Below are 22,841 nucleotides of genomic sequence, written 5' to 3'. Positions count from 1 at the left end.
TCTGTGGCGACTGATCCCCGCCTCCAGACGACCGGTGCCCGAACGACCGGCCTCCAGAAGACCAGTGCCCGAAAGATCGGGTTGCGGATGGCCAAGACCACCACTCCGAAGGCGGTGAGCTGAAATGGATCTCGAGACCGTCTGGTTCATCATCGTCGCGGTTTTCTGGCTCGGGTACCTCTTCCTCGAGGGCTTCGACTTCGGCGTCGGCATGCTCCTGCCGTGGCTCGGTCGTGACAACACCGAGCGCCGCGTGATGATCAATACGATCGGGCCGGTTTGGGACGGCAACGAGGTCTGGCTGATCGTCGCGATCGGCGCGACCTTCGCCGCCTTCCCCGGCTGGTACGCGACCCTGCTCTCCGGCGCCTACCTCCCCGTCCTGATCATCCTGCTCGCGCTGATCGGCCGCGGCGTGGCCTTCGAGTACCGCGGCAAGGTCGACTCCGACCGCTGGCGCCGCACCTGGGACCGCGTGATCGTGCTCGGCTCGTGGCTTCCGCCCCTCGGCGTCGGCCTCCTGCTCGCCACCACGATGCTCGGCCTCCCGCTCGACGCCAACGGCGACCGCATCGGCAGCCCCTGGGAGGCCGTCCGCTGGGACACCGCGCTCGGTGCCCTCGCCTTCGCCGGGTTTTCGCTGGTCCACGGCGCCGCGTTCCTCGCGCTCAAGACCGAGGGCGAGTTCCGCGAGCGCGCCCGCACCGTCGCACTCCGGGCGATGCCGTTCGCGCTGCTGCCGATGTTCGGCTTCCTCGCCATGGTCCAGCTCCGCGAAGGTGCACTGTGGACGGTCATCACGCTCGCCATCGCGGTGCTGTCGGCGATCGTGGCCTGGCTCCGCCTCGCCGCCGATCGTGACGGGCAGGCCTTCGCCGCGCTCGGCGTGCTCATCGCCACCGCCGCGATCACCCTGTTCGGCGCGCTCTACCCGGACGTCCTGCCCTCCACCGGCGACCCGGCCAACACGCTCACCATCGACGGCACCGCTTCCAGCCCGTACACCCTGCAGGTGATGACCTGGGTCGGCGCGTTCGGCGCCCCGGCCGTGCTGATCTACCAGGGCTGGACCTACTGGGTCTTCCGCAAGCGCATCGGCACCCACCACATCCCCCCGGTGCACACCCCATGACTCCCGGCCGCACCACCCTTCCCGCCAAGAAGTTGTCCACAGTGGACAAAGTGCGGCCGGGACCCGGCCCGCTCGGCGCGCTGCCTTCCCTTTCGCCGGTGGCGCGCCGGGCACTGGCCACCGCCGCGGTGCTCGCCGCGGCCAACGCCGCGCTGCTGGTGGCGCAGGCGTTCCTGCTGGCTTCGATCCTCGCCTCGATCGTCGGGGGCGACGGTGAGATCGGGGGCCGCACCGCCTGGCTGCTCGGCGCCGTGGGAGGACGCGCGCTGGTCGGCTGGGCGGTGCGGGTGGTCTCCGCCCGCGCCGCGGCGGGCGCCAAGGAGGAGCTGCGCGCCAAGGTGGTCGACCACGCCGCGGCACTCGGTCCGGAGTGGATCGCCGCCCGCGGCACCGGCGAACTGACCGCGCTGACCACCCGCGGCCTCGACGCGCTCGATGCTTACTTCACCACGTACCTGCCCGCACTGGTCACCGCCGCCGTGGTCCCGCTCGGCGCGGGCGCCGCGGTGCTGTTCGCCGACTGGCCGTCGGCGGTGCTGATCGCGGTGACCCTGCCGCTGCTGCCGATGTTCGCCATCCTGGTCGGTAAGTACACCGCGGACCGGGTGAGCGACGCGACCGAAGCCACCCACCGGTTGTCCGGCCGCCTGCTGGAACTCATTCGCGCGCTGCCGGTCCTCGCCGCGTTCCGCCGTGCCGGGGCGCAGGCCGAAGTCGTGCGCGAGGTCTCCGACCGGCACCGCCGCGACACCCTGAAAACCCTGCGCGTCGCCTTCTCCTCGGCCTTCGTGCTCGAACTGGCCGCGACGCTTTCCGTGGCACTGGTCGCCGTGGTGATCGGGGTCCGGCTGGTCTCCGGCGACCTGACCCTGGCGATCGGCCTCGGCGTGCTGATTCTCGCGCCCGAGTGCTTCCAGCCGCTGCGCAACGCCGGTGCCGCCTTCCACGCCAGCGAAGACGGGGTCGAGGCGGTGCGCCGCGTCGCCGAGGTGCTCGCCGAACCGGTGCCCGACCCCGGCGCCCGGAAGCTCCACAAAGGACAAATCGAGGTCCGCGACCTGCGCGTGCGCCGGCGGGGTGGGTTCGCGCCCGACGGCGAGACCTTCACCGCCGACCCCGGCGAGATCACCTGGCTGCGGTCGCCGAGCGGCGCGGGCAAGTCCACCACGCTCGCCGCTCTGCTCGGTTTTGTGCAACCGGAATCGGGCGCGGTCACCGTCGACGGCCAGCCGCTCGCCGAAGCCGATCTGCCGCACTGGCGCCGCCAGGTCGCCTGGGTGCCGCAGTCGCCCGCGTTCACCGGCGGCACGGTTCGCGAGGAACTCCGGCTCGCACTGGCTGACCAGGACGTCGAACCGGCAGAGGACGAGTTGCTCGGTGTCCTGGTGGCTGTGTGGCTGAGTGGCCAAGTGGATCAGCCAGTCAGCCACCTATCCACTGGCCAGCGGCAGCGGGTGGCGGTGGCCAGGGCGCTGCTGCGGGCCCGGTACGGCGCCTGGCTCCTGCTGCTCGACGAGCCGACGGCCCACCTCGACGCCGCGTCGGCGCGCCGCGTGATGAAGGCGATCAAGGCGGTCGCCGCGGGTGGGGCCACCGTGGTGATCGCCGCCCACGACCGGCTGACTTCGCTCGCCGAGGACGAACCAGCGGCCATGACCGTCGCCGCGGACGCACCGGCCGAGCCCGACGCCAAGCCGATCGGCCTCCGCCGCCTCACCGACCGCGCGTTTCTGACCGGAGCGGGACTCGGTGCCGCGGCGTTCCTCGCCGGGATCGCGTTGACCGCGACCTCCGGCTGGCTGATCGCCAAGGCGTCCCAGCAACCGCCGATCCTCACGCTGACCGTCGCGGTGGTCGGTGTGCGCACCTTCGGCCTCGCCCGCGCCGGCCTCCGCTACCTCGAACGGCTCGCCACCCACGACGGTGCCTTCCGCACCGCCACCAGCCTCCGCGTCGACCTGTGGCGCGCGCTGGTGCGCATCGGCCCGGTCGGCACCAGCGCGCTGCGCGACGGTGAGGGCCAGCGTCGCTTGGTGTCCGATGTGGACACCGTGCGCGACCTGCTGCCGCGGGTGGTCTCGCCGCCGCTGGTCGCGGTGCTGGTGGTGGCGGGCGCGGTGGCCGTGCAGACCGCCGTGCTGCCGATCGCCGGGCTCTACCTCGCGGTCGCGGCGCTGGTCGCCGGACTGCTGGCGCCCGCACTCGCCCTCCTGCTCGAACGCCGCTCGACCTCGGCACTCGCCGAGGGGCGGCGGGACGTGGCGGCGCGCGTCCTCACGCTGTTCGAAGGTGCCGCGGAACTGCTCGCGTTCGGCGCCTACCGGCGGCAGCGGCAGGCCCTCGCGCTCGCCGACGACCAGCTGACCACGGGCACGCGGCGGCAGGCGTTCGGCGCCGGTGCCGCCGACGCGCTGGTGGTGCTCGCGATGGGCGGCGCGGCGGTCGCCGCCACCGTGGCCGCTGCGGCCGACGGCACGCTGAACCCGGTGCTTGCGCCGATCGTCGCCCTGGTGCCGCTGGCCCTCGCTGAGGTGCTCCTGCAACTGCCGCCGGTCGCTCAACACTGGGATGAATTACGCCGCGCCCGTACCCGGCTCGCGGCGGTGCTGACCGCCCCGGACGGTCCGCGATCGAGGCACGTCGACGGTGTTGAGGTGACTGCCCCGGGCGGTCTGCGGCCTGAGCATGCAGACGGTGTCGACGTGACCGCGTCGGATGGTCTGGGGCCCGAGCACGCCGATGACGTCGAGCTGACTGGTGTCGACGTGCGGTGGCCGGGTGCGGCGGAGCCGGTGTTGAAGGACGTAACGCTGACCATTCCGCGCGGAGCGACCGTGGCGATCACCGGACCGTCGGGTGCGGGCAAGTCCAGTCTGCTCGCGCTGTTGCTGGGCTTCCTCGCGCCGGAACGTGGCAGCGTGCGCACGCCCGCCGCGATTGCCTGGGCGCCGCAGGAACCCGGGCTCGTCGCGACCACCGTCGCCGAGAACCTGCGTCTTGCCGACCCGCACGCGACTTCCGAGCAACTGCGCGCGGCGCTCACCACCGCCGGTCTCGCCGACCTGCCCGCCGAAACCCTGCTGGGCAGTGGCGGGGCCGGGCTGTCCGGTGGTCAGGGGCAGCGGGTGGCGTTGGCGAGAGCAGTGCTCTCCAGTGAGAGCAGTGATCTCGTTCTGCTCGACGAGCCGACCTCGCACCTCGACGAGCAGACCGCCTACGAGGTCCGCGCCGGGCTCACCGAGGCCCTCGCAGGCAAGACCGTGATCTGGGTCACGCACCGCATGGAAGAGGCCGCCGTCGCGGATCTGCACCTCGACGTGCGGGACGGCCGAGTGCACGTGCTGTCGCGAAGCGGTGTTTAACTTGTTGACGCTGATGGACCCCACACTTGCCGCGCGCGCCCTTTCGGCCGCCACCGAGATCACCACCACCGCCCTGTCCGGCGACGACCCGGCGGCGGTGCTGGGTTCCGTCGTCCGCCACGCCGCCGAACTCGCCCGCGCCGACCTCGGCCTGCTGATGGTCCGCACCGAGGACGGCCAGGTAGTGGTCGAAGCCGTCGCGGGCGGCACCGGCGAGAACGTGCTCGGCCTGGTCCTGCCCGCCGAGTCCGCGGCGGGTCGCGTCGCGCAGGGAGCCGAGTCCGTGGTCACTGCCGACGTGACCACCGACCCGCGCACGGCCCCGTACGTGCCCGGCGAACTCGCCCGGTTCGGCCCATTCGCCGCGGCGCCGTTCGGCAGCGGCGGGCGACGGCTCGGCGTGCTCACCGTATACCGCGAACACGGCAGCGAGCCGTTCTCCGAAGAGACCGTCGAGGTGCTGACCGCGTTCGCCACGCAGGCCGGCGTGGTGCTCGCCCTCGCCGAGGGGGCCAACGCGCGCCACCGCGTGACGCTGTACCAGGAACGCGAGCGCATCGCCCGCGAACTGCACGACGTGATCGTGCAACGCCTCTACGCCGCCGGGATGCAGCTCGACCGGGTGCGGCGGCGGATGAGCAAACGGTTCGCGCGGGCCGACGAAGCACGTCTCGGCGAGGCGATCGACCAGCTCGACGAGACCATCGAGGAGATCCGCGGCACCGTCCGCGCGCTGCGTTCACCCGAGCCGGAGCAGGAACAACTGCCCGCCACCGATCTCGCCGAATCCGCGCGCGCCGAGGTCCGGATCGCCGGTGAACTCCTCGGCTTCCCGCCCACCCTGGAACTTTCCGGCGAACTCGCCGACATCCCGGCCGAACGCGCCGACCACATCCGCGCCGCGCTCCGCGAGGCACTGTCCAATGTGGTCAGGCACTCCGGCGCCAGCGAAACCCGCGTGACCCTGTACCGCGACGCCGACGAGATCCGGTTGCGCGTTCGGGACAACGGTTCCGGCGTCCCGCAGGACGTGGCCAAACGAGGTCTTCGTCACCTCGCCGAACGCGCCGACGCCTCCGGTGGGAAGTTCTACCTGAACTCCTCACCGAGCCTGGGCACGCTGGTGGCGTTCGACCTGCCGTTGGGCTAGGGCCGCCAGTCGGCGCAGGTGGTGACTTCGAAGTTCCGGCTGGGGAACACCTTGTCCACGAAGAAGTCGTGAATGGACGGATCGGCGTCGGCGCAGGCGTCGCGGAGCACGGTCACGCCGTAGCCGCGATCGGCCGCGTCGTAGCAGGTCGCCGCCACCATCGCGCCGGTCGCGACCCCGGTGATGGCGAGCTTGGTGACACCCTGCGCGCGGAGCACCAGGTCGAGGTCGGTGCCCGCGAACGCGCTCGCCCGCCGCTTCAGCACGATCACGTCCTCGTCGGCGACCGGGAGAGCGATGTCCGTGCCGGGCGAACCTTCGTGGAAACTGTCGCCTGCCTCGAAAAAGCTGGTGAGAACCTGGTCTTCCGGCGGCAGATCCGCGCGATTGACCCGGAACGCGGTGCGCACGAAGACCACCAGCGCACCGGTGGCACGGGCACGTGGCAGCAGTTCTGTCAGCGGCGGCACGACCACCTTGGTGAACGGGTAACCGTCCGTGATGCCTCGCTGGATGTCGCCGACGACGAGCGCGGTGGCCATGGTCCCCCTAGTGCTTTTCCCGGCGAGCGATCCACGCGGCGGCCTGCGTGCGCCGCTGCATGCCGAGCTTCGCCAGTACCGACGTGACGTAGTTCTTCACCGTTTTTTCCGCCAGGAACAGCCTTTCGGCGATTTCCCGGTTGGACAGGCCCTCGCCGATCAGTTCGAGGATGCTGCGCTCGCGCTCGGTCAGCTCCGCCAGTTCGTCCTCCGGCGGGTGGCGCATCTGCTCCAGCACCTTCGCCGTGGTCAGCGGGTCGAGCAGCGAGCGGCCCGCGGCCACCTCGCGCACGGCGTTGACCACGTCCTGCCCGCGCACCTGCTTGAGCAGGTACCCGGCGGCACCGGCCATGATCGCGCCGACGATCGCCTCCTCGTCGTCGAAGGCGGTGAGCATCAGGCACTGCGGCGGGTTCGGCCGCGACCGCAGTTCGCGGCACAGCTCCACCCCGCTGCCTTCGCCGAGCCGCACGTCCACCACGGCGACGTCGGGTTCGAGGTGCGTGGCGAGGGCGAGCGCCTCGTCCACGCCACCGGCTTCGGCGATCACCTCGATGTCCGGCTCGTCGCCGAGCAGATCGCGCAGCCCGCGGCGGACCACCTCGTGGTCGTCGACGAGCAGGACCTGGATCGGCACGCTTCGAAGGTTACGCGGCCTGGGCGACGGTGATGCGCCGGACGAGCAGGAGCGCCATGCCGGCGGCGATCGCCTGCAGCGCGGTGGCGACCGTGGTCAGCCGGGCCGCCTCGCGCAGCGACTCGGCGGAAACGGTGCGCAACACCACCTGAACCACGTACTGGTCGAGCAGCAGGCTGGCCAGCAGCACCGCCCACCAGCGTCCGACCAGCGGACTCGGCGGGAGGTGGGCGAGGTCGGTCTCCGCGCGGGCGACCGGTCGGCTGGCCTTCTCGATGTCGGCGACCACCTGGTACGGGAACCAGAAGTTCACCACCGGGCAGAACCAGCCGCCGAGCACCCAGCCGCGGGCGCGGCGGTGGCGGGCGGGGGAGAACGCTTCGGCGTTGGCGCGGGCGCGCCAGGTCCACAGCAGGAACAGGCAGGCGGCGAGCAGCGTGATGCCGAGGTAGACCCAGGCGGCCGCCGAGGCCAGCCGCTCGGCGGCGCGCAGGTCCGCGATGGTGAGGCCGGCGTTGTCGTCGATGTAGGCGTCGGCCACCGAGGAGGTGTGCCAGTCGGTGACCGTCACCGCCACCCCGGCGAGCGCGGACAGCACGATGAGCGCACTGGCCGCCGTCGCCGCCCCGCGCAACGGCAGCACCGGCCGGGTGGGCGACTGCTGTTCGGTCATGACTTCCCCCAGAAGACGCCGGTCAGCTACCGCACTGCCTGCTCATCGCCGGTGGAATCGGCCGCGTTTCACCTCCTGCGCCGAACACGGGTCATGAACCAGGTCAATCCGACGATCAGCAGAGCGAACAGCAGCAGGCCGGCGCCGAGCGTGGCGATCAGCACGAACCGGTCGCCCTTCGAGAGCGCGCCGTTGAGCGTGACCTGCAGAGACCCGACGGCGAACGCGATGGCCGCGGTGAACACGGCGACCACTTCGACCATCCGCACCGGCGACGACTGCACGGTGTCCCGCAGCGCGGCGTTCTCCGCTTTCAACTCGGCCAGCAGTTCCTGCTGTTCGGCCACCCAGCGGGCGCGCCCCTGCTCCGTCCGGATCGCGTTCCGCTCGGCCAGGTACTGCTCCTGGAGCTGGCCGTGGCTCCCTCGACTGCCCATCGCCGGGAGCAGTCGCAGTGCGGTGTCGATGCTGCGCAGCGCCTCGTCGAATTCTTCGCAGATCCGGTGAGCGGAGGCCAAGCGGTAGAAGAAGATGTGGTTCTCCGGGTACTGCTGGACGGCCTCGGTGGCGTGGGTGCGGAGCAACTCGCCCTGCCGGTCGAACGGGCGGCTCCACCACAGCCCGTTCAGGCAGATGTCGATCACCGCCAGCGTGCGACCAGGTGCGTTCCAGGCCTTCTCGAACAGCCGGACCGCGTGCTCCGACGTGACGGAGTGTCTGCCGAACGCGGCGAACGATTCCAGGGCGACGAACAGCGAACCAGTGCGCAACTCGCCCGCCGCGAGGGCCAGCAGCGAGGAATTGAGGAACTCGCCGAGTTCCTCGCAGTTGAAGTTCGCCCGGAACTTGCCCGCGTGGTACAGCGTGGCGAAGTAGGCGATCTCCGCGGAGTTGTCCACACCGTTGACCAGTGCGCCGGTCGCGTGCTCCACCTCCGCGCCGGACTCGACGTTGTCCCTGGTGATGAAGGCATAGCCGAGCGACCACTTCTCGGCGATCGGGGTACGGACCTCGCTCGCGACGTGCGCGGCCAGCCAGCGCGCGCACCGGGTGGCCGTTTCCACCGTCGGCCGGTCGAGGAACCGGAGTCGCCAGTAGCGGTCGGCGCAGATGAGCAGCCCGTCACCGGCGAAATCCGCTGATTCGACGGTGAAGTCGGGTTCGACGCCTTCGTCGAAGAGCCGTTGGGCGTGCCGTTCGCAGAGCCGGTCGAGTTCCCGGCTCCCGGTGGCGTTGGCGAGTTCGGCGGCGATCGTCTTTTCCATGTTCCCCTCGGACGGCGCGGTCATCTGGCCACTGCTCGGCCCGACCGATGGTAGTCAGCGGGATCGCCCCATCGGGTTACTCTGTGTAAAAGCACCCGCACTCTTGGTTTACTCGGTGGTCGGACCGGTGAGCGTCGGCTGAACGGGAGTGGGATGGCGGACTGGCGGGAGGAGGCCGCCCGGGCGGTCGTGGCGGAGCTGGGGCACGCCAGGGACGGCGGCGGCTGGCTGGTGCTGGGCAAGGTGCGGCCGCTGGCCGCCGGTGACTGGTATGCGGCGGATCTGCGTGGCCGCTGGATCGGTCGCGAGCACCTGGTCCGCCTGTGCGTGGCCGGGGCGGCCGGTGGGGTTTCGGTGCCGGTCCAGGAGTACCGCGTGCACGCCGGGGTGTTGCGGCTGCGGGTGGCCGGGCCGTTGCCTCGGGGGTGCGACCGGGTGTGGGCCGAGGTTCGGTCGCCGCGGGATTTGCGGCGGAGGGTGGCCGACGGGTTGCTGGGGCTGGCGGAGGCGCCGCTGGCCGATCGGCTCGCGGCTGGTGAGCTGGACCCGGTCGCCAAGGCTGGCTCGGCGGCTGAGGCTGAGCCGACGGCTGAGGCTGAGCCGGTGGCCCCGATCGAAGGACTCAACGAGGAGCAGTCCGCCGCTTATCGGGCATGTCTCAGCCCCGGCGTTCGTCTCGTGTGGGCGCCGCCCGGTACCGGGGTTACGCGCGTGCTCGGTAAGGCGGTCGAGGAGCTGGCTCAGAAAGGCAAGAGCGTCCTGGTGCTCTCCGCCGACGAGGCGCTCGCCGAGAAGTTCGCGCCCGAGCGGCCCCCCGCCGATCCCGAGCTGACCGCCGTGCTCGATGACCTCGCGGAGCTCGACAAGGTCATCGCCCGCATGTCCTTTGTGGACGAGCAGCTGGCCGGCTACGACCACGACGAGTTCCGCGCGCTGGCCGAGCGCATCGAGCACGAGGACCGCATCGGCGGACTGGAGGCCGAGCTCGCCGAGACCAGCGAACTCCACCGCGTGGCCACCGCCCACCTGGAGGACGCGCAGGCCGCGTTGCGCGCGGCCAGGGTCGACCGCGGCAAGGTCGAGTACGAGCGCGGCCAGCTCGCCCAGGCCGCCGAGCTGATCACCGAACTCGAACGCCTCACCCCGGAACGCCACCTGTCCAAGGTGAAACCCGCCGACCGGCGGCTGCTCCGCGAGCAGGCGCGGGTCAGCGAGCTGATCGAGGAACACCTCGCCGCCGCGCATCCGATCACCGAAGCCGACATCACCCGCCTCGACCAGGAACTCGCCGAGGCCGAGCGCGTGCTGGACGAGGCCGCCCGCGTGGAGAGCGACGCCTACCTGAAGGTGGTCGCGCTGCGTCGGCACATCCTCAAGGCCCGCGCCGCCGGTGCAGTGTCCGAAGAGGACAGACAACGGCACGCCGACCAGGCCAGACGCTCGCTGTCCGAACTGCACGAGGAACGCGAAACCCTCCGTGCCGGCGCCGACGAGCGCGCGCTCCGGCGGAAGAGACTCGAGAAGCGGCTGGTGTGGCTGACCGAGCAGGTCATCCAGCAGCACCGGGAGTTCGACGCGGAAACCGCCGCCACCCAGCGGGTGCTGGTCACCGACACGATCCCCGAACGGGACTTCGACGTCGTGCTGGTCGACCGCGCCGCCGCGCTGCGGGCCGCCGACGTGCTCCTCGCGGTGGCCAGGGCCGGGGAGACCGCGGTGCTGTTCGGCGATTTCTGCCTGCCCGGCCCGGAAGTCCGGCCCGCGAAGCTGACCGAGAACGCCGCCGTGCGCACCTGGCTGGCCACGAACGTCTTCGCGCACTGCGGCATCAAGACCCGCGAAGACGCGCAGCGCCACGACGGCTGCGTCGTGCTCCGGCGGCAGTACACCGGCGAACGCGCACTCGCGAACGCCGTCAGCTACGGCTTCCTCGACGGCGACCACCAGGCACCCGAGATCGTGCTCGTCGACACGCTGGCCCTGCCCGAACTGTGCCGCCCCTACCAGCGGGCCAGCGGCTGGTCCCCGATCGGCGGCCTGCTCGCCGGGCGCCTCACCGAGCTCCACGGCGGACAGGGCGAATCCTTCGGCCTGCTGACCGGCTACCCGCAGCGCCTCGGCGTGCAACTCGCCGCGGTCCGCGACGCCGACCCCGCGCTTTCCGCGGTGGCGGGCACCGCCCGCGCGCTGGCCGGGTTGCGCTTCGACGCGGTCGCGGTCGACCTGCTCAGCGCCACCGACTCGGTCCAGCGCACCCTGCTCACCGCCGGGACCGCGGCCGCCCGCGAACGCCTCTACCTGCTCGCCGACCTCGGTGCGGTCAAGGCCGCGCCGATCGGCAGCGCGCTGGGCGCGGTCAACGCGCTGCGCCTGCAGCAGGAAATCGAGGTGCGGCAGGCGGCGGACCTGCTCGCCCCCGGCACCGCCGCTGAAGTCGCCCAGCACATCGCCATGGCGCGGGAGTCGGTGTGGCTCTGGGCGCCGTGGAACGAGGAGGAGGTGCCGGACCTGCTGACCGCGGTGGCCGCCGCCGTCGAGCGCGGCGTCGACGTGTACGCGGTGCTGCGGCCGGACGGCAACCCGCTGATCCGCGCGCTGCGCGGGCGCGGGGTGACCGTGGTCCGGGCGCGGACCGCGCACCGCAAGATCGCCGTGATCGACCGGCGGACCGTCCTGTTCGGCGCCACCCACCTGCCCGTGCAGGGGGAACGCGCCGAGGCGCTGGTCGTCCGCGAAGGGCCGCGGCTCGCCCGCAAGCTCCTCGCCGACCTGCCGACCGAGGAGCAGCGGCACGACCACCCCGAACCCCAGGAGGTGCCCGCACCCCGTCGCGGCCGGAACCGGGTGAAGGCGGCTCGTTAACTCTTTCGGGGGAATCTGACCTCGTTGCGCTCGATCTTCGCGGCGGCGGCCTCGTAGAGGTCGATGCCGAGCACGTCGGCCAGCCTGACCAGGTAGAGCGTCACGTCGGCGATCTCGTCGAGCACGTTCGCCTCGAGCTCCGGATCCGACCGCCAGTTCGCCGATTCCTCCGGGGTCAGCCACTGGAACAGCGAGGTCAGCTCACCCGCCTCCCCGGACAGGGCCATCACCAGGTTCTTCGGCGTGTGGAACGGCTCCCAGTCGCGTGCGTCGGCGAACTCGCGGAGCCGCTGGATCAGATCTTCGATGGTCACCGGCACTGCCTATCACGCCCCGCCGGGCGGGCAGCCGCGCGTAACACCCCGAACCGCGCGGCGATAAACGGAACCATCCGCCGAATCCAGGTCCGTCCGGAGGATCCGTTCGATGCGCCCGTTCCGCTTCGCCGCCGGTGTTGTGCTGACCACCCTCGTCCTCGGCGCGGGCCCCGCGCTGGCACAGGACACCACGATCCCGCCGGGCATCCAGCCGCCCGCCAAACCCTCGTCGTCATCGAGTGCCACCAGCAGTAGCAGCAGCAGTTCGTCCAGCCCGGCGATCACCAGCACCACCGGCAAGGACAAGGACTGCGCCGATTTCGCCACCCAGGCCGAGGCGCAGGCCGAATGGGCGAAGGACCCGAGCGATCCGCACGGGCTGGACGCGGACGACGACGGGTACGCCTGCGAATCGCACTTCGGCGAACCCCAGGTCAAGAAGACGCCGTCGGGCGGGGTGGACACCGGTGGCGCGGACGACGGCTCCTCGCTCGGCGCGTTCGCCGGGCTGGGCGGGCTGACCCTGCTGGGTGGGGGCGCCGCGCTGGTGCTGGTCAACCGCCGCAGAGCCGGGCGCTGAGATGACGGCCCGCTGGAAGGTGGCCGGCGCCTGCGCTTCGGCCATGGTGGTGGTGATCGCGGTCGGCGTGATCCTCTTCGTGCTGCCGACGCCCGAACAGCACCCCGCGCCGTTCTCCGCCGCGGCGCCGGTGGCCGAGACGCCCTCGCCGGTCTCGTCCTCGTCCACGCTGGCCGCCGCGCCCGCGCCGCCGAGCGTGCCGGAGGTGAGCACCGAACGACTCGACGTGAAGGTGCTGCCGCCGGGAAAGCCCGCCACGCTGGAGATCCCGGAGCTGAACGTCCACACCGGACAGATCATGGACCTCGGCCTGCAGTCGGACGGCGCGCTCCAGGTGCCCGGTGACGCCACGACGGCGGGCTGGTACACCGAAAGCCCGACACCGGGTGAGGTCGGGCCGTCGGTGATCGCCGGGCACGTCGACTACAACCACGTGCCGGGCGTGTTCTCGCGGCTGGCCGAGTTGCGCGTCGGCTCGCGGGTCACCGTGCACCGCGGTGACGGGATCAGCGCGGTGTTCACCGTGTACCGGGTCGAGCGGCACCCGAAGTCGGCCTTCCCGTCCGAGGACGTCTACGGCGACACCGCGCAGCCCGAGCTGCGGCTGATCACCTGCGGTGGCGCGTTCGACCGCGACTCGCGCGAGTACGCGGACAACGTGATCGCCTACGGCCGGTTCACCGAGGCCTACCGGCTCAAGTCGACTACGGCATTCCGGTGATCCTCGGCGTCGCATTCGGGCTAATGCCCGAGAATGTGTGCCGATGACTGCGCATCCCGATTCCCCCGGTCTGCTCGAGTACCTGTGCACACTGGACGTCCCCACGCTCGCCGCGTTGCTCCACGAACAGGCCGAGCGGGACCCCGACCTGGGCGAACGCCTCCGCAAACGGGCCGCCGAGCTGGCCGAGGCCGAGGGTGCGGAGGAAACCGAGCACGGCATCGAGCCGGTGCTCGACACCCTGCAGCGGCTGCTCGACGCCGGCACGCGGGCCGATCTGGCGCCCTTGGCCAAACGGGCGATGGACAAGATCGGGGACGCGTTCGCGCGAGGAGAGGAGTCCGCCGGTCAGCTCCGGCGGGCGGTGGCGCTCTACGCGCGGGCCTGCGTGGCGCACCCGCCGCCGCCCGAAGCGCTCGCCGACTGGATCCTCAGCGTCACCTTCGACCGGCCCGGCTGGCCGGTGCTCGACCTGCGTGCCTTCGCGAAGTCGCTGGGCGACAACGGGATCAAGCGCATCAAGTCCTTTGTGGACACCATTGGCGACGACGACCGCAGGCGCGCGCCGGTGGCCGCGCGCCTGCGCGAGGAACTGGCCGAGATCTCCGGTGACGTCGACGCGCTGGTGGCCATCCTGTCCGCGAAACTGCCCAGCCGCGAAGTGAGCCTGCGCATCGTGCGCGTGCTGCGCGACGCCGGGCGGCACAGCGAGGCGATCGCGCACGCGGCGAAGGCGCTGGTGCGCGGCAAGGGGCCGGTGGTCAGCGCGCAGGTGACCGAGCCCGCCGAGCCGGCCGAGCCCGCCGAACTGCCGCGCCCCCGCCCGGCGCCGGAAACCGAGAACCCGCCCGAACCGGCCGATCTCGACGAGCTCATCGAAGCCGAAAAGTACGACGAGGCATGGGAACTGGTGAGTCGCGACGGTGCCTCGCTGGCCGATCGGCTCCGCGTGGCCGAGTTCCGCGCGCGGGAACACCCGGCCGACGTGCTGCCGGTCTACCGCGACCACGTCACCGAGCTGATCGCGTACGGCGACGCCGGGCACTACCAGCACGCGGCGAAGCAACTGCGGAAACTGCGTGGGTTGTACCGCCGCGCCGGAGTCGCCCAGGAGTTCGGCGAATATCTGGCCGAACTGGTCACCGAGCACAAGCGGAAAACGCGGCTCATCGCCGAGCTCCGCAACGCGCGGATCGCCCTGCCGAAAGATCGTCGGTGATCCGTGGAACGATGACCGCATGAGCCCCGTGAGCCGTGGTCGCAAGAAGAAATCAACCGGTGGCAAGAAGAAGCCGTCGGGTGGCGGTGTCGCGGACACCGGCTTCTACCGGGCGGTCCTGGCCGAATTCGCGGAGATCGGGCCGGACGAGGACCTGCTCGGCATCGAGCTGCTCGCCGCCGAGGTGGCGGCCCCGCCGCACGACCACCGGCGGAAGAAGACCACGCTGGAACAGCTGCTGGAGCTGATCGACTACGCGCGCCGCCACCCGGGCCCCGGCGCGGTGAACCTGCTCGCCGGGCTGCGGTGGTTCGCCACGCACGGGGACGCCGCGGACGCGGCCGCCCGCGCACTGGTCGAGGTGCTGGAGACCGGCCAGCAGCCGCCGGCCTGGACGGCGGAGATCGGCCGGGCCGAGCCGGGGGAGTGCTGGCTGTGCCGCGACCGGTTCGGCGAGCAGCACATCGTGCTCTGCACGTTCAGCCGCGCCGGCGAAGCGGATCACGGGGTGCTGGCGCTGATCGGGCTCGGCGGGGTGGTCGACGAGCTGGAGGTGATCGACGACCCGGCCGGGGTGCTCGCCGAACTGCGCGAGAACCTCGACGAGGAGGACACCCTGGAGCGGATTTCCGGGCCCGAGGCCCGGCTGGCGCTCACCGACGCGCTCCTCCGCACCGACCCGATGCTGCCCGAGCACCTCGCGGTCGAAGGGCTGGTCATCGCGCGGCTGCGGACGCTGGGCGCGATCCCGGACGAGCCGCCGCAGGACGTGAAGGTGGACCTCGACCAGGTCATCGGGCGGTTCTTCACCGCGAACCCCGAGGTCGAGGAAACCGAGGAGCACCGCGAGCTGGTCGAGTGGCTGGTCGCCTTCGCCCAGCAGCAGGAGCCGCGCTGGGAACTGCACGTCGGCCCGGAGCTGCTGCTGATGATGGCCGACGAGCTGCCGGCGGAGCTGTCCCCGGAGCTGCTGGAGGCCTGGATCCGCTGGCGGGCGGACGAGCGCGGGCTGTCCGAGGACGCGCTGGACGAGCTGCTCGAAATGGTCGAGAGCCTCTACGACGACAGCGACCCGTACCTCGACGGTGTCGAGGAGGACGACGACGTCGAAGCGGTGCTGGAGCGGCGGCGGTTCGCGCTGCCCGAAGCGCATACGACCATCGGTGACGAAGAGGTCGACCTGGACCCCGCCGACCCCGACGACCGGGTCCTCCTGGTTCTCGGAGAGCACCCCGAACTGCACGAGGCGGTCGCCGCTGAGGCGCTGGACGCCGGTTCGGCCGAGTTGATCGGCACCAAGGCGATGGTGGTGCACCAGCTGTGGGACAACGAGCCGCCCGAGGTCTGGGCGGCCGCGCGGACGCTGCGGGACAGCGGGCTGGACCGGTCGGCCGTGCTGGACCGGCTGCGGGGCGTGCTACGGGAAAGTGCCCACGAATCCGAGGACGGAATCGCGCTGGATATCGAGAACTATCAGCGGGCGCTCACCGCGCTCGGCTGAACCTCACGACTTGCCGTTTTTGACCTTGCGGTCCGCGGTGTCATCGAAATCGACGAAAAACGCCCCGGCGGCCATCACCAGCAGAACCGCGACACCGAACATCGCGCCGACCCAAGTCATGATGGTCGTGAACATGGCCGCGCCTCCTCCCTGGTCAGGATGTGATTCCTAGTCCAGGGTCGCCGGGGCGGGTCCGCCCCGGTATCGGCCAACCGGTTAGTGCACCTGCGAACTCCTCGTCCGATCGGCCGAGAAGGACAACGCAGCGTCGAATTCCACCGGGGTAATTACAACTTCCGCAACCGGACCCGGTTGATGGAATGGTCGGCGTCCTTGCGCAGCACCAGCGTGGCCCGGGGGCGGGTGGGCTTGATGTTGTCGATGAGGTTCGGCTCGTTGATGGTGCGCCACAGGTGCTGGGCCTCGGCGCGGGCCTCGTCGTCCGGCAGGCCGGCGAAGTGGTGGAAGTGCGAGGCGGGGTCGGCGAACGCGGTGTGCCGCAGCTTCAGGAACCGCTCGATGTACCAGCGCTCGATGTCGTCGGTGTGCGCGTCGACGTAGATGGAGAAGTCGAACAGGTCCGACACGGTCAGCCGCGGGCCGGGCTGGAGCACGTTGAGGCCCTCGATGATGAGGATGTCCGGCTGCTCCACCACCTGCTCCTCACCGGGCAGGATGTCGTACGCGAGGTGCGAGTAGACCGGCGCGCTGACCCGCTCGGCCCCGGACTTGACCTCGGTGACGAAGCGCAGCAGGGCCCGCCGGTCGTAGCTCTCCGGGAAGCCCTTGCGGTGCATGATGCCGCGCCGCATCAGCTCGACCCTCGGGTAGAGGAAGCCGTCGGTGGTGACCAGGTCCACGCGCGGGTGGTCCGGCCAGCGGGCGAGCAGGGTGCGGAGGATGCGCGCGGTGGTCGACTTGCCGACCGCCACGCTGCCCGCGATGCCGATCACGAACGGCACCTTGGTGCCGCGGCAGTCCTCACCGAGAAAGGTGGTGGTCGCTTCGTAGAGCCGTTGCCGGGCGGCGACCTGCAGGTTGATCAGCCGGGACAGCGGCAGGTAGACCTCCGCCACCTCGGCCAGGTCGACCTGCTCACCGAGCCCGCGCAGGCGGAGCAACTCGTCCGCGGTGAGCGGCAACGGGGTGGATCTGCGCAGCTCCCGCCACTGATCGCGGTGTAGCTCCACATAGGGGCTGAGCTCACGAACCCGTGGCATCCGCACTCCCCTCGGCGTCGAGGCCGGCTGCGCCGCATGAAATCGACGTGGGTTACAACGTCGATCTAACGGTAGGGCTTACCGAGGGCAAACGCGCTGTGACGAAGTCCACGCCGCCCGGAGTTGCCCGCCGAACCCGGCCTCAGCCTGGGAAGACCTCGGACCACGCGGCGGCGACCTGCCGGGCGCACGTGGTGGGCGCCACTCCGCCGACTCCGGTGCCGAGCCCGGGCATGGCGAGCGTCTCCACGCCGTGCCGGATCTCGCCGCCGTGCTCGAACTGCCCGTCGCGCCACAGCCGGAACACCGCGCGGGCGGCGAGGAACGGGTGCACGGTGTCGGGCGGCAGGCCCTCACCCGGCTCGCGCATGGTCGGCGCGCTGATCAGCCACGCCGGCGCCGGCTCGCCGGTCGGCACCACCAGCGCTTCACCGATCGGCAGCTCACCACCGTGGTAGGCGAGCACCGCGCTGCGCACGTGCTGCTCGACCTCCGGGAAGGCCTGCGAGTAGACCGCGTCGACGCCACCGCGCATCCAGCCGAGCGAGTTCGCCGGGCTGACCACGGCCTGGGCGGGGACGTCCAGCACCGAGCCGCGGTGGATCCGGACCGGACCGTCCACTGTGTCCACCACGTGCCGCCAGGCACGGGCGAGCGGTTCGTCGACGGCACACAACACCAGTTCGGGTTTGCTCGCGGAGAAACTGGCTGGCGAACTCTGGCGGCCGGCGTGTGTGCCCGGATGTGCGGTCACGCCCCCAGCATCGCAAAAAACGGCGGTGCGCGTAACCGCCGCGCCTACCGGCTATGCGAGTGAAAGTGGGTGCGTAGCCTTGCCGTGTGTCTCGAATCGCCTATTTCGGCCCGCAGGGGACTTTCACCGAGCAGGCCGCTCGCACGTTGACCGTTGACGACGAACTGCTCCCGGTGGAGACCATTCCGGCGGCGCTCGCCGCGGTGCGCAAAGGGGAGGCCGACGCGGCCTGCGTACCGGTGGAGAACTCGGTGGAGGGCCCGGTCACCGCGACCCTGGACGGCCTGGCCGAGCAGGAGCTGCTGGTGGCCTGCGCCGAGGCGCTGCTCCCGGTGCACTTCACCGTGCTGGCCAGGGCGGACGACCAGCCGATCCGCACGGTGGCCAGCCACCCGCACGCGCTCGCGCAGGTGCGGCAGTGGCTGGAGGTGAACCTGCCGGACGCGCGGCCGGTGGCGGCGGCCTCGACCGCGGCCGCCGCGGTGGCCGTGCAGCAGGGGGAGTTCGACGCGGCGGTGACCGCGCCGGTGGCCGCCGAGCACTACCCGCTGCGCGTGCTGGCGACCGAGGTGGCCGACGTGCGCGACGCCAGGACCCGCTTCCTGCTGCTGAAGCCGCCGGGCGCGCTGCCGGAGCCCACCGGGGCCGACCGCACCTCGATCGTGGCCGCCGCCGCGAACCGGACCGGCACGCTGGCCGAGCTGCTCACCGAACTGGCCACCCGCGGCATCAACCTGACCCGGCTGGACGCGCGGCCGACCAAGGGAAACTTCGGCGAATACCTGTTCTTCATGGACTTCGAAGGGCATATTTCGGAACCGCGCATCGGCGACGCGCTGGCCGCGCTGCGGCGGCGCTGCTCCGGCCTGCGCTTCCTCGGCTCGCACCCGCGGGCCGACCAGGTGGCGGCGACCATCCAGCCGGGCGCCGCGAACGACGATTTCACCGGAGCCGTGGACTGGGTGGCCGCGGTCCGGAGAGGAGAACTGGCGTGAAGCTGTACCTGATCCGGCATGCGCAGAGCGAGTCGAACGTGCTCAAGACGCTGAACACCGCGCTGCCGGGCCCGCCGCTGACCGAGCTGGGCCGGGAGCAGGCCGCCGCACTGGCGCGGCGACTGGCCGGCGAGCCGGTGCGCGCGGTGTACGCCTCGATGGCGACCAGGGCGCAGCAGACCGCCACGCCGGTGGCCGAGGTGTTCGGCATGCGGGTGCAGCCGGTCGAAGGGGTGCACGAGATCAACGTCGGCGACCTGGAGGACCGCGCCGACGAGGACGCGCTGAAGGCGTTCGCCAAGGTCATGCACGCGTGGACCGGTGGCGACCTGGACGTGCCGCTGCCCGGCGGGGAGACCGGCACGCAGGTGCGCGACCGGTACCGGAAGGCGGTCGCCGACCTGCGCGCCAAGCACGAGGCCGCGGACGCCGACGGGGTGGTGGTGCTGGTCGGGCACGGCGGTTCGATCCGGCTGGCCGCCGAATGGCTGTGCGACAACGTGCTGCCCGAGCTGGCCGACTCCAGCCTGATCCCGAACACCGGCATCGTGCAGCTGGAGTCGGTCGAGGGCGGCTGGCACTGCCTGCGCTGGGTGGACGACCCCGTCTGAGCTATCCGCGGAGGTGGGCGGTCGGCCAGGCCTCCATCCGGTGCGCCGAGTCCCAGAAGAGCCATTCGTACTCACACGCCCGGGTGAACGCGGAAAGCATGCGCGATCGGGTCACCGCGTCAGCCGATTCGGCGGCGCGGTCGACCGCTTCGCGGCAGCTGGTGACCGCGACGGCGAACTCCTCGTCGGCGTAGGTGTCGATCCACGCCTGGTACGGGTTCTCGGCGCCGTCGGCCTGGTTGGCCAGGATGTGCTCGCCGACGTGCTGGTAGATCCAGAAGCACGGCAGCAGCGCGGCGATCAGCTCCGGGTAGCTGCCCGCCTGGGCCACCGCGAGCAGGTACGAGGTGTAGGCCAAACAGGTGGGTGAGGTCTCGATGGCGTCGAGCTCGGCCTCGGTCAGGCCGAACTTCTCGAAGTAACCCTCGTGCAGGGCGCGCTCGACCACCACGGCTTCACGGGCCGCGCCGGCGAAGAAGCTGAGGTCCTCGGGGTCGGGCGCGCGGGTCGCGGCCACGGCCAGCGCGCGGCCGAACCCGATCAGGTAACGGGCGTCCTGGGCGAGGTAGAACTGGAACCGTTCGGGCGACAAGGTGCCCGCTGCCAGCTCTTCGTTGAACGGGTGGGTCAACACGGACTGTTGTAGCTTCGCCGTGTGCCGCCACGCTTCGTCACAGAATCCGGGCATGTGACGAACCTACCGGCGCAACCTCGGGTGTGGTCGGCACGTCTACGGGGTAGTCACCTGGTAACGGGGAGGCGGGACAACATGAAAAATCGCAACTGGGCCACCGTGGCCACCTTCGTGACGCTGGGCCTCGCCCTGACGGCCTGCGGGGAGCAGGCCCCGCAGACCGCGGCACCCGCGGCGAGCACGCCGAGCAGTTCGGCGGCACCGACGTCCGAGCCCACCACGACGCCACCGACCACCACCGAGAGCACTGCCTCACCGGGCGGGGAAGCACCCGCCGCGGGCAACGAGAAGCTGTGCAAGGTGGCCGACCTGACCATCACGCTCGGCGGCGGTGACGCGGCGGCGGGCACGGTCTACCGGCAGCTCGAGTTCATCAACGCCGGCAAGCGCACCTGCACCATCCAGGGCTTCCCCGGCGTCTCCTACGCCGCGGGCAGCGACGAGCACCAGGTCGGCCCGGCCGCCTTCCGCGAGGGCAGCAAGGGCGAGGCGATCGAGCTGGCCCCCGGCGAGAAGGCCTCGGCCGACGTGGGCTTCGTGCAGGTCCGCAACTACGACCCCGGCACCTGCCAGCCGACGGAGGTGACCGGCATCAAGGTCTACCCACCGCAGGAGACGGCGTACAAGATCGTGCCGTTCGAGGGCACGGGCTGCGCGGGTGAGCAGATCCCGGGCAACCAGCTCACCGTCAAGACGATCACCGGCTGATTGCTATGAGTGGGGCATTACTTGCATTCACCGCAAGTAATGCCCCACTCATAGCAATCGTCGGGAGGCGCTGGGCTCAGGTCCGCGAGCAGATCTCGGTCGCCTGGCTGAAGTGCCACCGGCCGCCCGCGTCGAAGTTGAGGCTGACCACCATGCGGTTCACCCCGTCGATGTGGTCGGCGAGCGGTTCGTAGGCGGGCTGCAGTTCGGCCGCGGCCTCGGCCAGCGACTTCGCCGCGGCCAGCCGGTCGAGCGTGCCCGGCGCCAGGCTGCCGAAGGTGGGCCGCCCCTCGGCCGGGTCGGGCAGGTCACCGAGCCGCGTCAGCGCGGCGCAGGCCGCCCGCGCGTCGGCCGCCGGCCCGGTTTCGGAACCGGACAGCGCCCAGAGCGTGCCGAGCACCGAACCGCCCAGCACGAACCCGACCACCCCGGCCAGCACCTGCCCCCTCGACAGCTGGGTGGCGGTGGCATCGTCGTCGCCCACGATCCGGTATTTAGCCACCCGCTGACCTGCGTGTACAGGCAAACGGGCGGGTTGAGATCTTCCCGTGCTCAGACGCCGGGGATCTGGCCGTTCCGGAACGCGTCGACGAACAACCGGTGATCATCGCGGGTCAGCTCCGCGTAGGCGGTGCCGAACTCGGTCAGCTCCTTGACGAACGCGTCCTCCTGGTCCCCGATGACCGACGCGATCGCCTCCTCGCACTGGAACTCGACCAGCGTCTGCTCGGAGTCCGAATCCGCCACGCAGTGCATCTTCGCGGTGGCGCGGCCGAGGTAGTCCAGCACCGGCGCCATCTCCTCCGGCTCGGTCAGCTCCGACCAGTCCAAATCGGTCACGTACGGCGAGAGCTCGGCCACCACGAACCCGGTGCCGTCGAGTTCGGTGTAGCCCAGCCACGGGTCCGCGTGCGCCTGGAGCGCGCGCTGCGAGACGGCGGTGCGGTGACCTTCGTGCCGGAAGTACCCGCGGATGCGGTCCTCGTTGACGATCCGGCTCGGCGCGGGCACGTTGCTCTGCTTCATCGACAGCACCACGTCGTTGTCCAGCGCCTGGGTCGGTCCCTCGACCAGGATGTTGTACGCGGGCAGCCCGGCCGAGCCGATGCCGAAGCCCTTGCGCCCCACCACGTCCTTGACCCGGTAGGTGCCGCTGCCGAACCGCTTGCCGGCCGGGATGGTGTCCAAATAGGACTCGTAGGCGCGTTCCACGGTGGCGCGCTCGGCCGGGTCCAGCTCGCGCACGCCGGGACCGAGGCGGAACCGGCGGTCGTAGTCCTCCACCACGGTCACCTGGTCGAGCAGGCCGACCCTGGTGGACAGCCGCGCCTGCAGCAGCACGTCGTGCAGCAGGCCCTCGGTGCTGTCCAGCTGCAGCTTGAACATCTCGTCACCGGGCCGGTCGGCGAACTCGCGCACCTGCCGCACGTAACTGCGCAGGTAGGTGCCGATCAGCGCCTCGATGTCCACGTCGGAGATGGCCTTGCCCCAGGCCATCAACGCCACCGAGGCGGCCAGCCGCTTGAGGTCCCAGGTGAAGCTGCCGAGGTAGGCCTCGTCGAAGTCGTTGATGTCGAAGACCAGCGCGCCCGCGGCGTCCATGTAGGTGCCGAAGTTCTCCGCGTGCAGATCGCCCTCGATCCAGACGCGGCTGGTGCGGTCGTCGGCCCAGCGGTCGCCCTCGGCGGCCATGTCGGCGTAGAACAGGCAGGCCGAACCGCGGTAGAAGGCGAACGGCGCGGCGGCCATCTTCCGGAACTTGCGGCGGAAGGCGCCCGCGTCCGCGCGCATCAGCTCGTCGAAGGCGTCCACCAGCACCTCGACGATCTCGGCCTGGCGTTGCTCGGCCGGGGTTTCGCGGATGCGTTCGACCACACTGGACAACGGGGTTCCTTTCG

General features: G+C 71.2%; 22 protein-coding genes. 11 read left to right on the top strand and 11 right to left on the bottom strand.

The genetic code is table 11. From position 1 onward, the window contains the following. Positions 1-124: 124 nt before the first annotated feature. From cydB to JYK18_RS10980, 3 genes are read left to right on the top strand one after another with little or no spacing between them, the layout of a single operon-like run. On the top strand, positions 125-1,132 hold the full coding sequence (gene cydB / locus JYK18_RS10990) for a cytochrome d ubiquinol oxidase subunit II (protein ID WP_206801993.1): 1,008 nt from the start codon (positions 125-127) through the stop codon (positions 1,130-1,132). After that, the gene (cydD, locus tag JYK18_RS10985; RefSeq protein ID WP_206801992.1) at positions 1,129-4,494 is read left to right on the top strand and encodes a thiol reductant ABC exporter subunit CydD; all 3,366 of its coding nucleotides are present in this window, start codon (positions 1,129-1,131) and stop codon (positions 4,492-4,494) included. Before cydB ends, cydD begins: the two co-directional genes overlap by 4 nt. A gap of 13 nt (positions 4,495-4,507) precedes the next feature. Continuing rightward, positions 4,508-5,644 carry a GAF domain-containing protein gene (locus JYK18_RS10980; protein WP_206801991.1) on the top strand — a complete coding sequence of 379 codons (1,137 nt, stop codon included), beginning with the start codon at positions 4,508-4,510 and terminating at the stop codon, positions 5,642-5,644. Here the strand turns inward: JYK18_RS10980 and JYK18_RS10975 are convergent. From JYK18_RS10975 to JYK18_RS10960, 4 genes are all read right to left on the bottom strand, one after another. After that, positions 5,641-6,186: a cysteine hydrolase family protein gene (locus tag JYK18_RS10975; RefSeq protein ID WP_206801990.1), complete on the bottom strand. Its 546-nt coding sequence runs from the start codon at positions 6,184-6,186 to the stop codon at positions 5,641-5,643. The two genes, JYK18_RS10980 and JYK18_RS10975, sit on opposite strands and share 4 nt — an antisense overlap. Positions 6,187-6,193: 7 nt before the next feature. After that, entirely contained in the window at positions 6,194-6,823 is a 630-nt protein-coding gene (locus tag JYK18_RS10970; protein ID WP_206801989.1) for a response regulator transcription factor, read from the bottom strand. 10 nt (positions 6,824-6,833) lie between these two features. Then, on the bottom strand, positions 6,834-7,496 hold the full coding sequence (locus JYK18_RS10965; RefSeq protein WP_206801988.1) for a DUF4328 domain-containing protein: 663 nt from the start codon (positions 7,494-7,496) through the stop codon (positions 6,834-6,836). 68 nt (positions 7,497-7,564) lie between these two features. Further along, positions 7,565-8,785, bottom strand: coding sequence for a hypothetical protein (locus JYK18_RS10960; protein ID WP_206801987.1), 1,221 nt, complete (start codon positions 8,783-8,785; stop codon positions 7,565-7,567). A 129-nt stretch (positions 8,786-8,914) separates the two neighbouring features. On the opposite strand from JYK18_RS10960, the gene JYK18_RS10955 reads away from it, so the two are divergent. Continuing rightward, a complete protein-coding gene (locus JYK18_RS10955) occupies positions 8,915-11,623 on the top strand; it encodes a hypothetical protein (RefSeq protein ID WP_206801986.1) in 2,709 nt (902 codons plus the stop codon). On the opposite strand, the gene JYK18_RS10950 is transcribed toward JYK18_RS10955, so the two are convergent. Beyond that, the gene (locus JYK18_RS10950; RefSeq protein WP_206801985.1) at positions 11,620-11,937 is read right to left on the bottom strand and encodes a nucleotide pyrophosphohydrolase; all 318 of its coding nucleotides are present in this window, start codon (positions 11,935-11,937) and stop codon (positions 11,620-11,622) included. The genes JYK18_RS10955 and JYK18_RS10950 overlap by 4 nt on opposite strands. A gap of 112 nt (positions 11,938-12,049) precedes the next feature. Here JYK18_RS10950 and JYK18_RS10945 point away from each other — a divergent pair, with 112 nt between their 5' ends. Genes JYK18_RS10945 through JYK18_RS10930 form a run of 4 tightly spaced genes read left to right on the top strand, consistent with a single transcriptional unit; the run spans position 12,050 to position 15,961 of the window. After that, a complete protein-coding gene (locus JYK18_RS10945; protein WP_206801984.1) occupies positions 12,050-12,520 on the top strand; it encodes an excalibur calcium-binding domain-containing protein in 471 nt (156 codons plus the stop codon). 1 nt (position 12,521) lies between these two features. Further along, positions 12,522-13,241: a class F sortase gene (locus JYK18_RS10940; protein WP_206801983.1), complete on the top strand. Its 720-nt coding sequence runs from the start codon at positions 12,522-12,524 to the stop codon at positions 13,239-13,241. Between the two features lie 43 nt (positions 13,242-13,284). Next, entirely contained in the window at positions 13,285-14,460 is a 1,176-nt protein-coding gene (locus JYK18_RS10935; RefSeq protein ID WP_206801982.1) for a hypothetical protein, read from the top strand. A gap of 19 nt (positions 14,461-14,479) precedes the next feature. Continuing rightward, on the top strand, positions 14,480-15,961 hold the full coding sequence (locus JYK18_RS10930) for a hypothetical protein (RefSeq protein ID WP_206801981.1): 1,482 nt from the start codon (positions 14,480-14,482) through the stop codon (positions 15,959-15,961). A gap of 3 nt (positions 15,962-15,964) precedes the next feature. Here the strand turns inward: JYK18_RS10930 and JYK18_RS47495 are convergent, their stop codons facing one another. The 3 genes from JYK18_RS47495 to JYK18_RS10920 form a co-directional block, all read right to left on the bottom strand. Then, entirely contained in the window at positions 15,965-16,096 is a 132-nt protein-coding gene (locus JYK18_RS47495) for a hypothetical protein (RefSeq protein WP_277992154.1), read from the bottom strand. Positions 16,097-16,248: 152 nt separating this feature from the next. Next, the gene (gene coaA, locus JYK18_RS10925) at positions 16,249-17,181 is read right to left on the bottom strand and encodes a type I pantothenate kinase (RefSeq protein WP_206801980.1); all 933 of its coding nucleotides are present in this window, start codon (positions 17,179-17,181) and stop codon (positions 16,249-16,251) included. A gap of 142 nt (positions 17,182-17,323) precedes the next feature. Continuing rightward, positions 17,324-17,935, bottom strand: coding sequence for a macro domain-containing protein (locus tag JYK18_RS10920; RefSeq protein ID WP_206801979.1), 612 nt, complete (start codon positions 17,933-17,935; stop codon positions 17,324-17,326). A gap of 86 nt (positions 17,936-18,021) precedes the next feature. Between JYK18_RS10920 and pheA the strand changes: the two genes are divergently transcribed. Then, a complete protein-coding gene (gene pheA / locus JYK18_RS10915; protein ID WP_206801978.1) occupies positions 18,022-18,930 on the top strand; it encodes a prephenate dehydratase in 909 nt (302 codons plus the stop codon). Then, positions 18,927-19,541 carry a histidine phosphatase family protein gene (locus tag JYK18_RS10910; protein WP_206801977.1) on the top strand — a complete coding sequence of 205 codons (615 nt, stop codon included), beginning with the start codon at positions 18,927-18,929 and terminating at the stop codon, positions 19,539-19,541. The genes pheA and JYK18_RS10910 overlap by 4 nt, the downstream gene beginning before the upstream one ends. A gap of 1 nt (position 19,542) precedes the next feature. Here JYK18_RS10910 and tenA read toward each other — a convergent pair whose 3' ends face one another. Then, positions 19,543-20,229 carry a thiaminase II gene (gene tenA, locus JYK18_RS10905; RefSeq protein ID WP_206801976.1) on the bottom strand — a complete coding sequence of 229 codons (687 nt, stop codon included), beginning with the start codon at positions 20,227-20,229 and terminating at the stop codon, positions 19,543-19,545. Between the two features lie 81 nt (positions 20,230-20,310). Here tenA and JYK18_RS10900 point away from each other — a divergent pair, with 81 nt between their 5' ends. Then, positions 20,311-20,943, top strand: coding sequence for a DUF4232 domain-containing protein (locus tag JYK18_RS10900; RefSeq protein ID WP_206801975.1), 633 nt, complete (start codon positions 20,311-20,313; stop codon positions 20,941-20,943). Positions 20,944-21,019: 76 nt separating this feature from the next. On the opposite strand, the gene JYK18_RS10895 is transcribed toward JYK18_RS10900, so the two are convergent. After that, positions 21,020-21,427, bottom strand: a complete 408-nt coding sequence (locus JYK18_RS10895) for a hypothetical protein (protein WP_307795860.1) — start codon at positions 21,425-21,427, stop codon at positions 21,020-21,022. A 68-nt stretch (positions 21,428-21,495) separates the two neighbouring features. Next, a complete protein-coding gene (locus JYK18_RS10890) occupies positions 21,496-22,827 on the bottom strand; it encodes a DUF2252 domain-containing protein (protein ID WP_206801974.1) in 1,332 nt (443 codons plus the stop codon). Between the last annotated feature and the right edge of the window lie 14 nt (positions 22,828-22,841).

Origin of the sequence: Amycolatopsis sp. 195334CR, assembly GCF_017309385.1 — a bacterium.
In the GTDB taxonomy this organism is placed as follows: Bacteria; Actinomycetota; Actinomycetes; order Mycobacteriales; family Pseudonocardiaceae; genus Amycolatopsis.
This window is presented reverse-complemented; position numbering and strand designations above follow the sequence as displayed.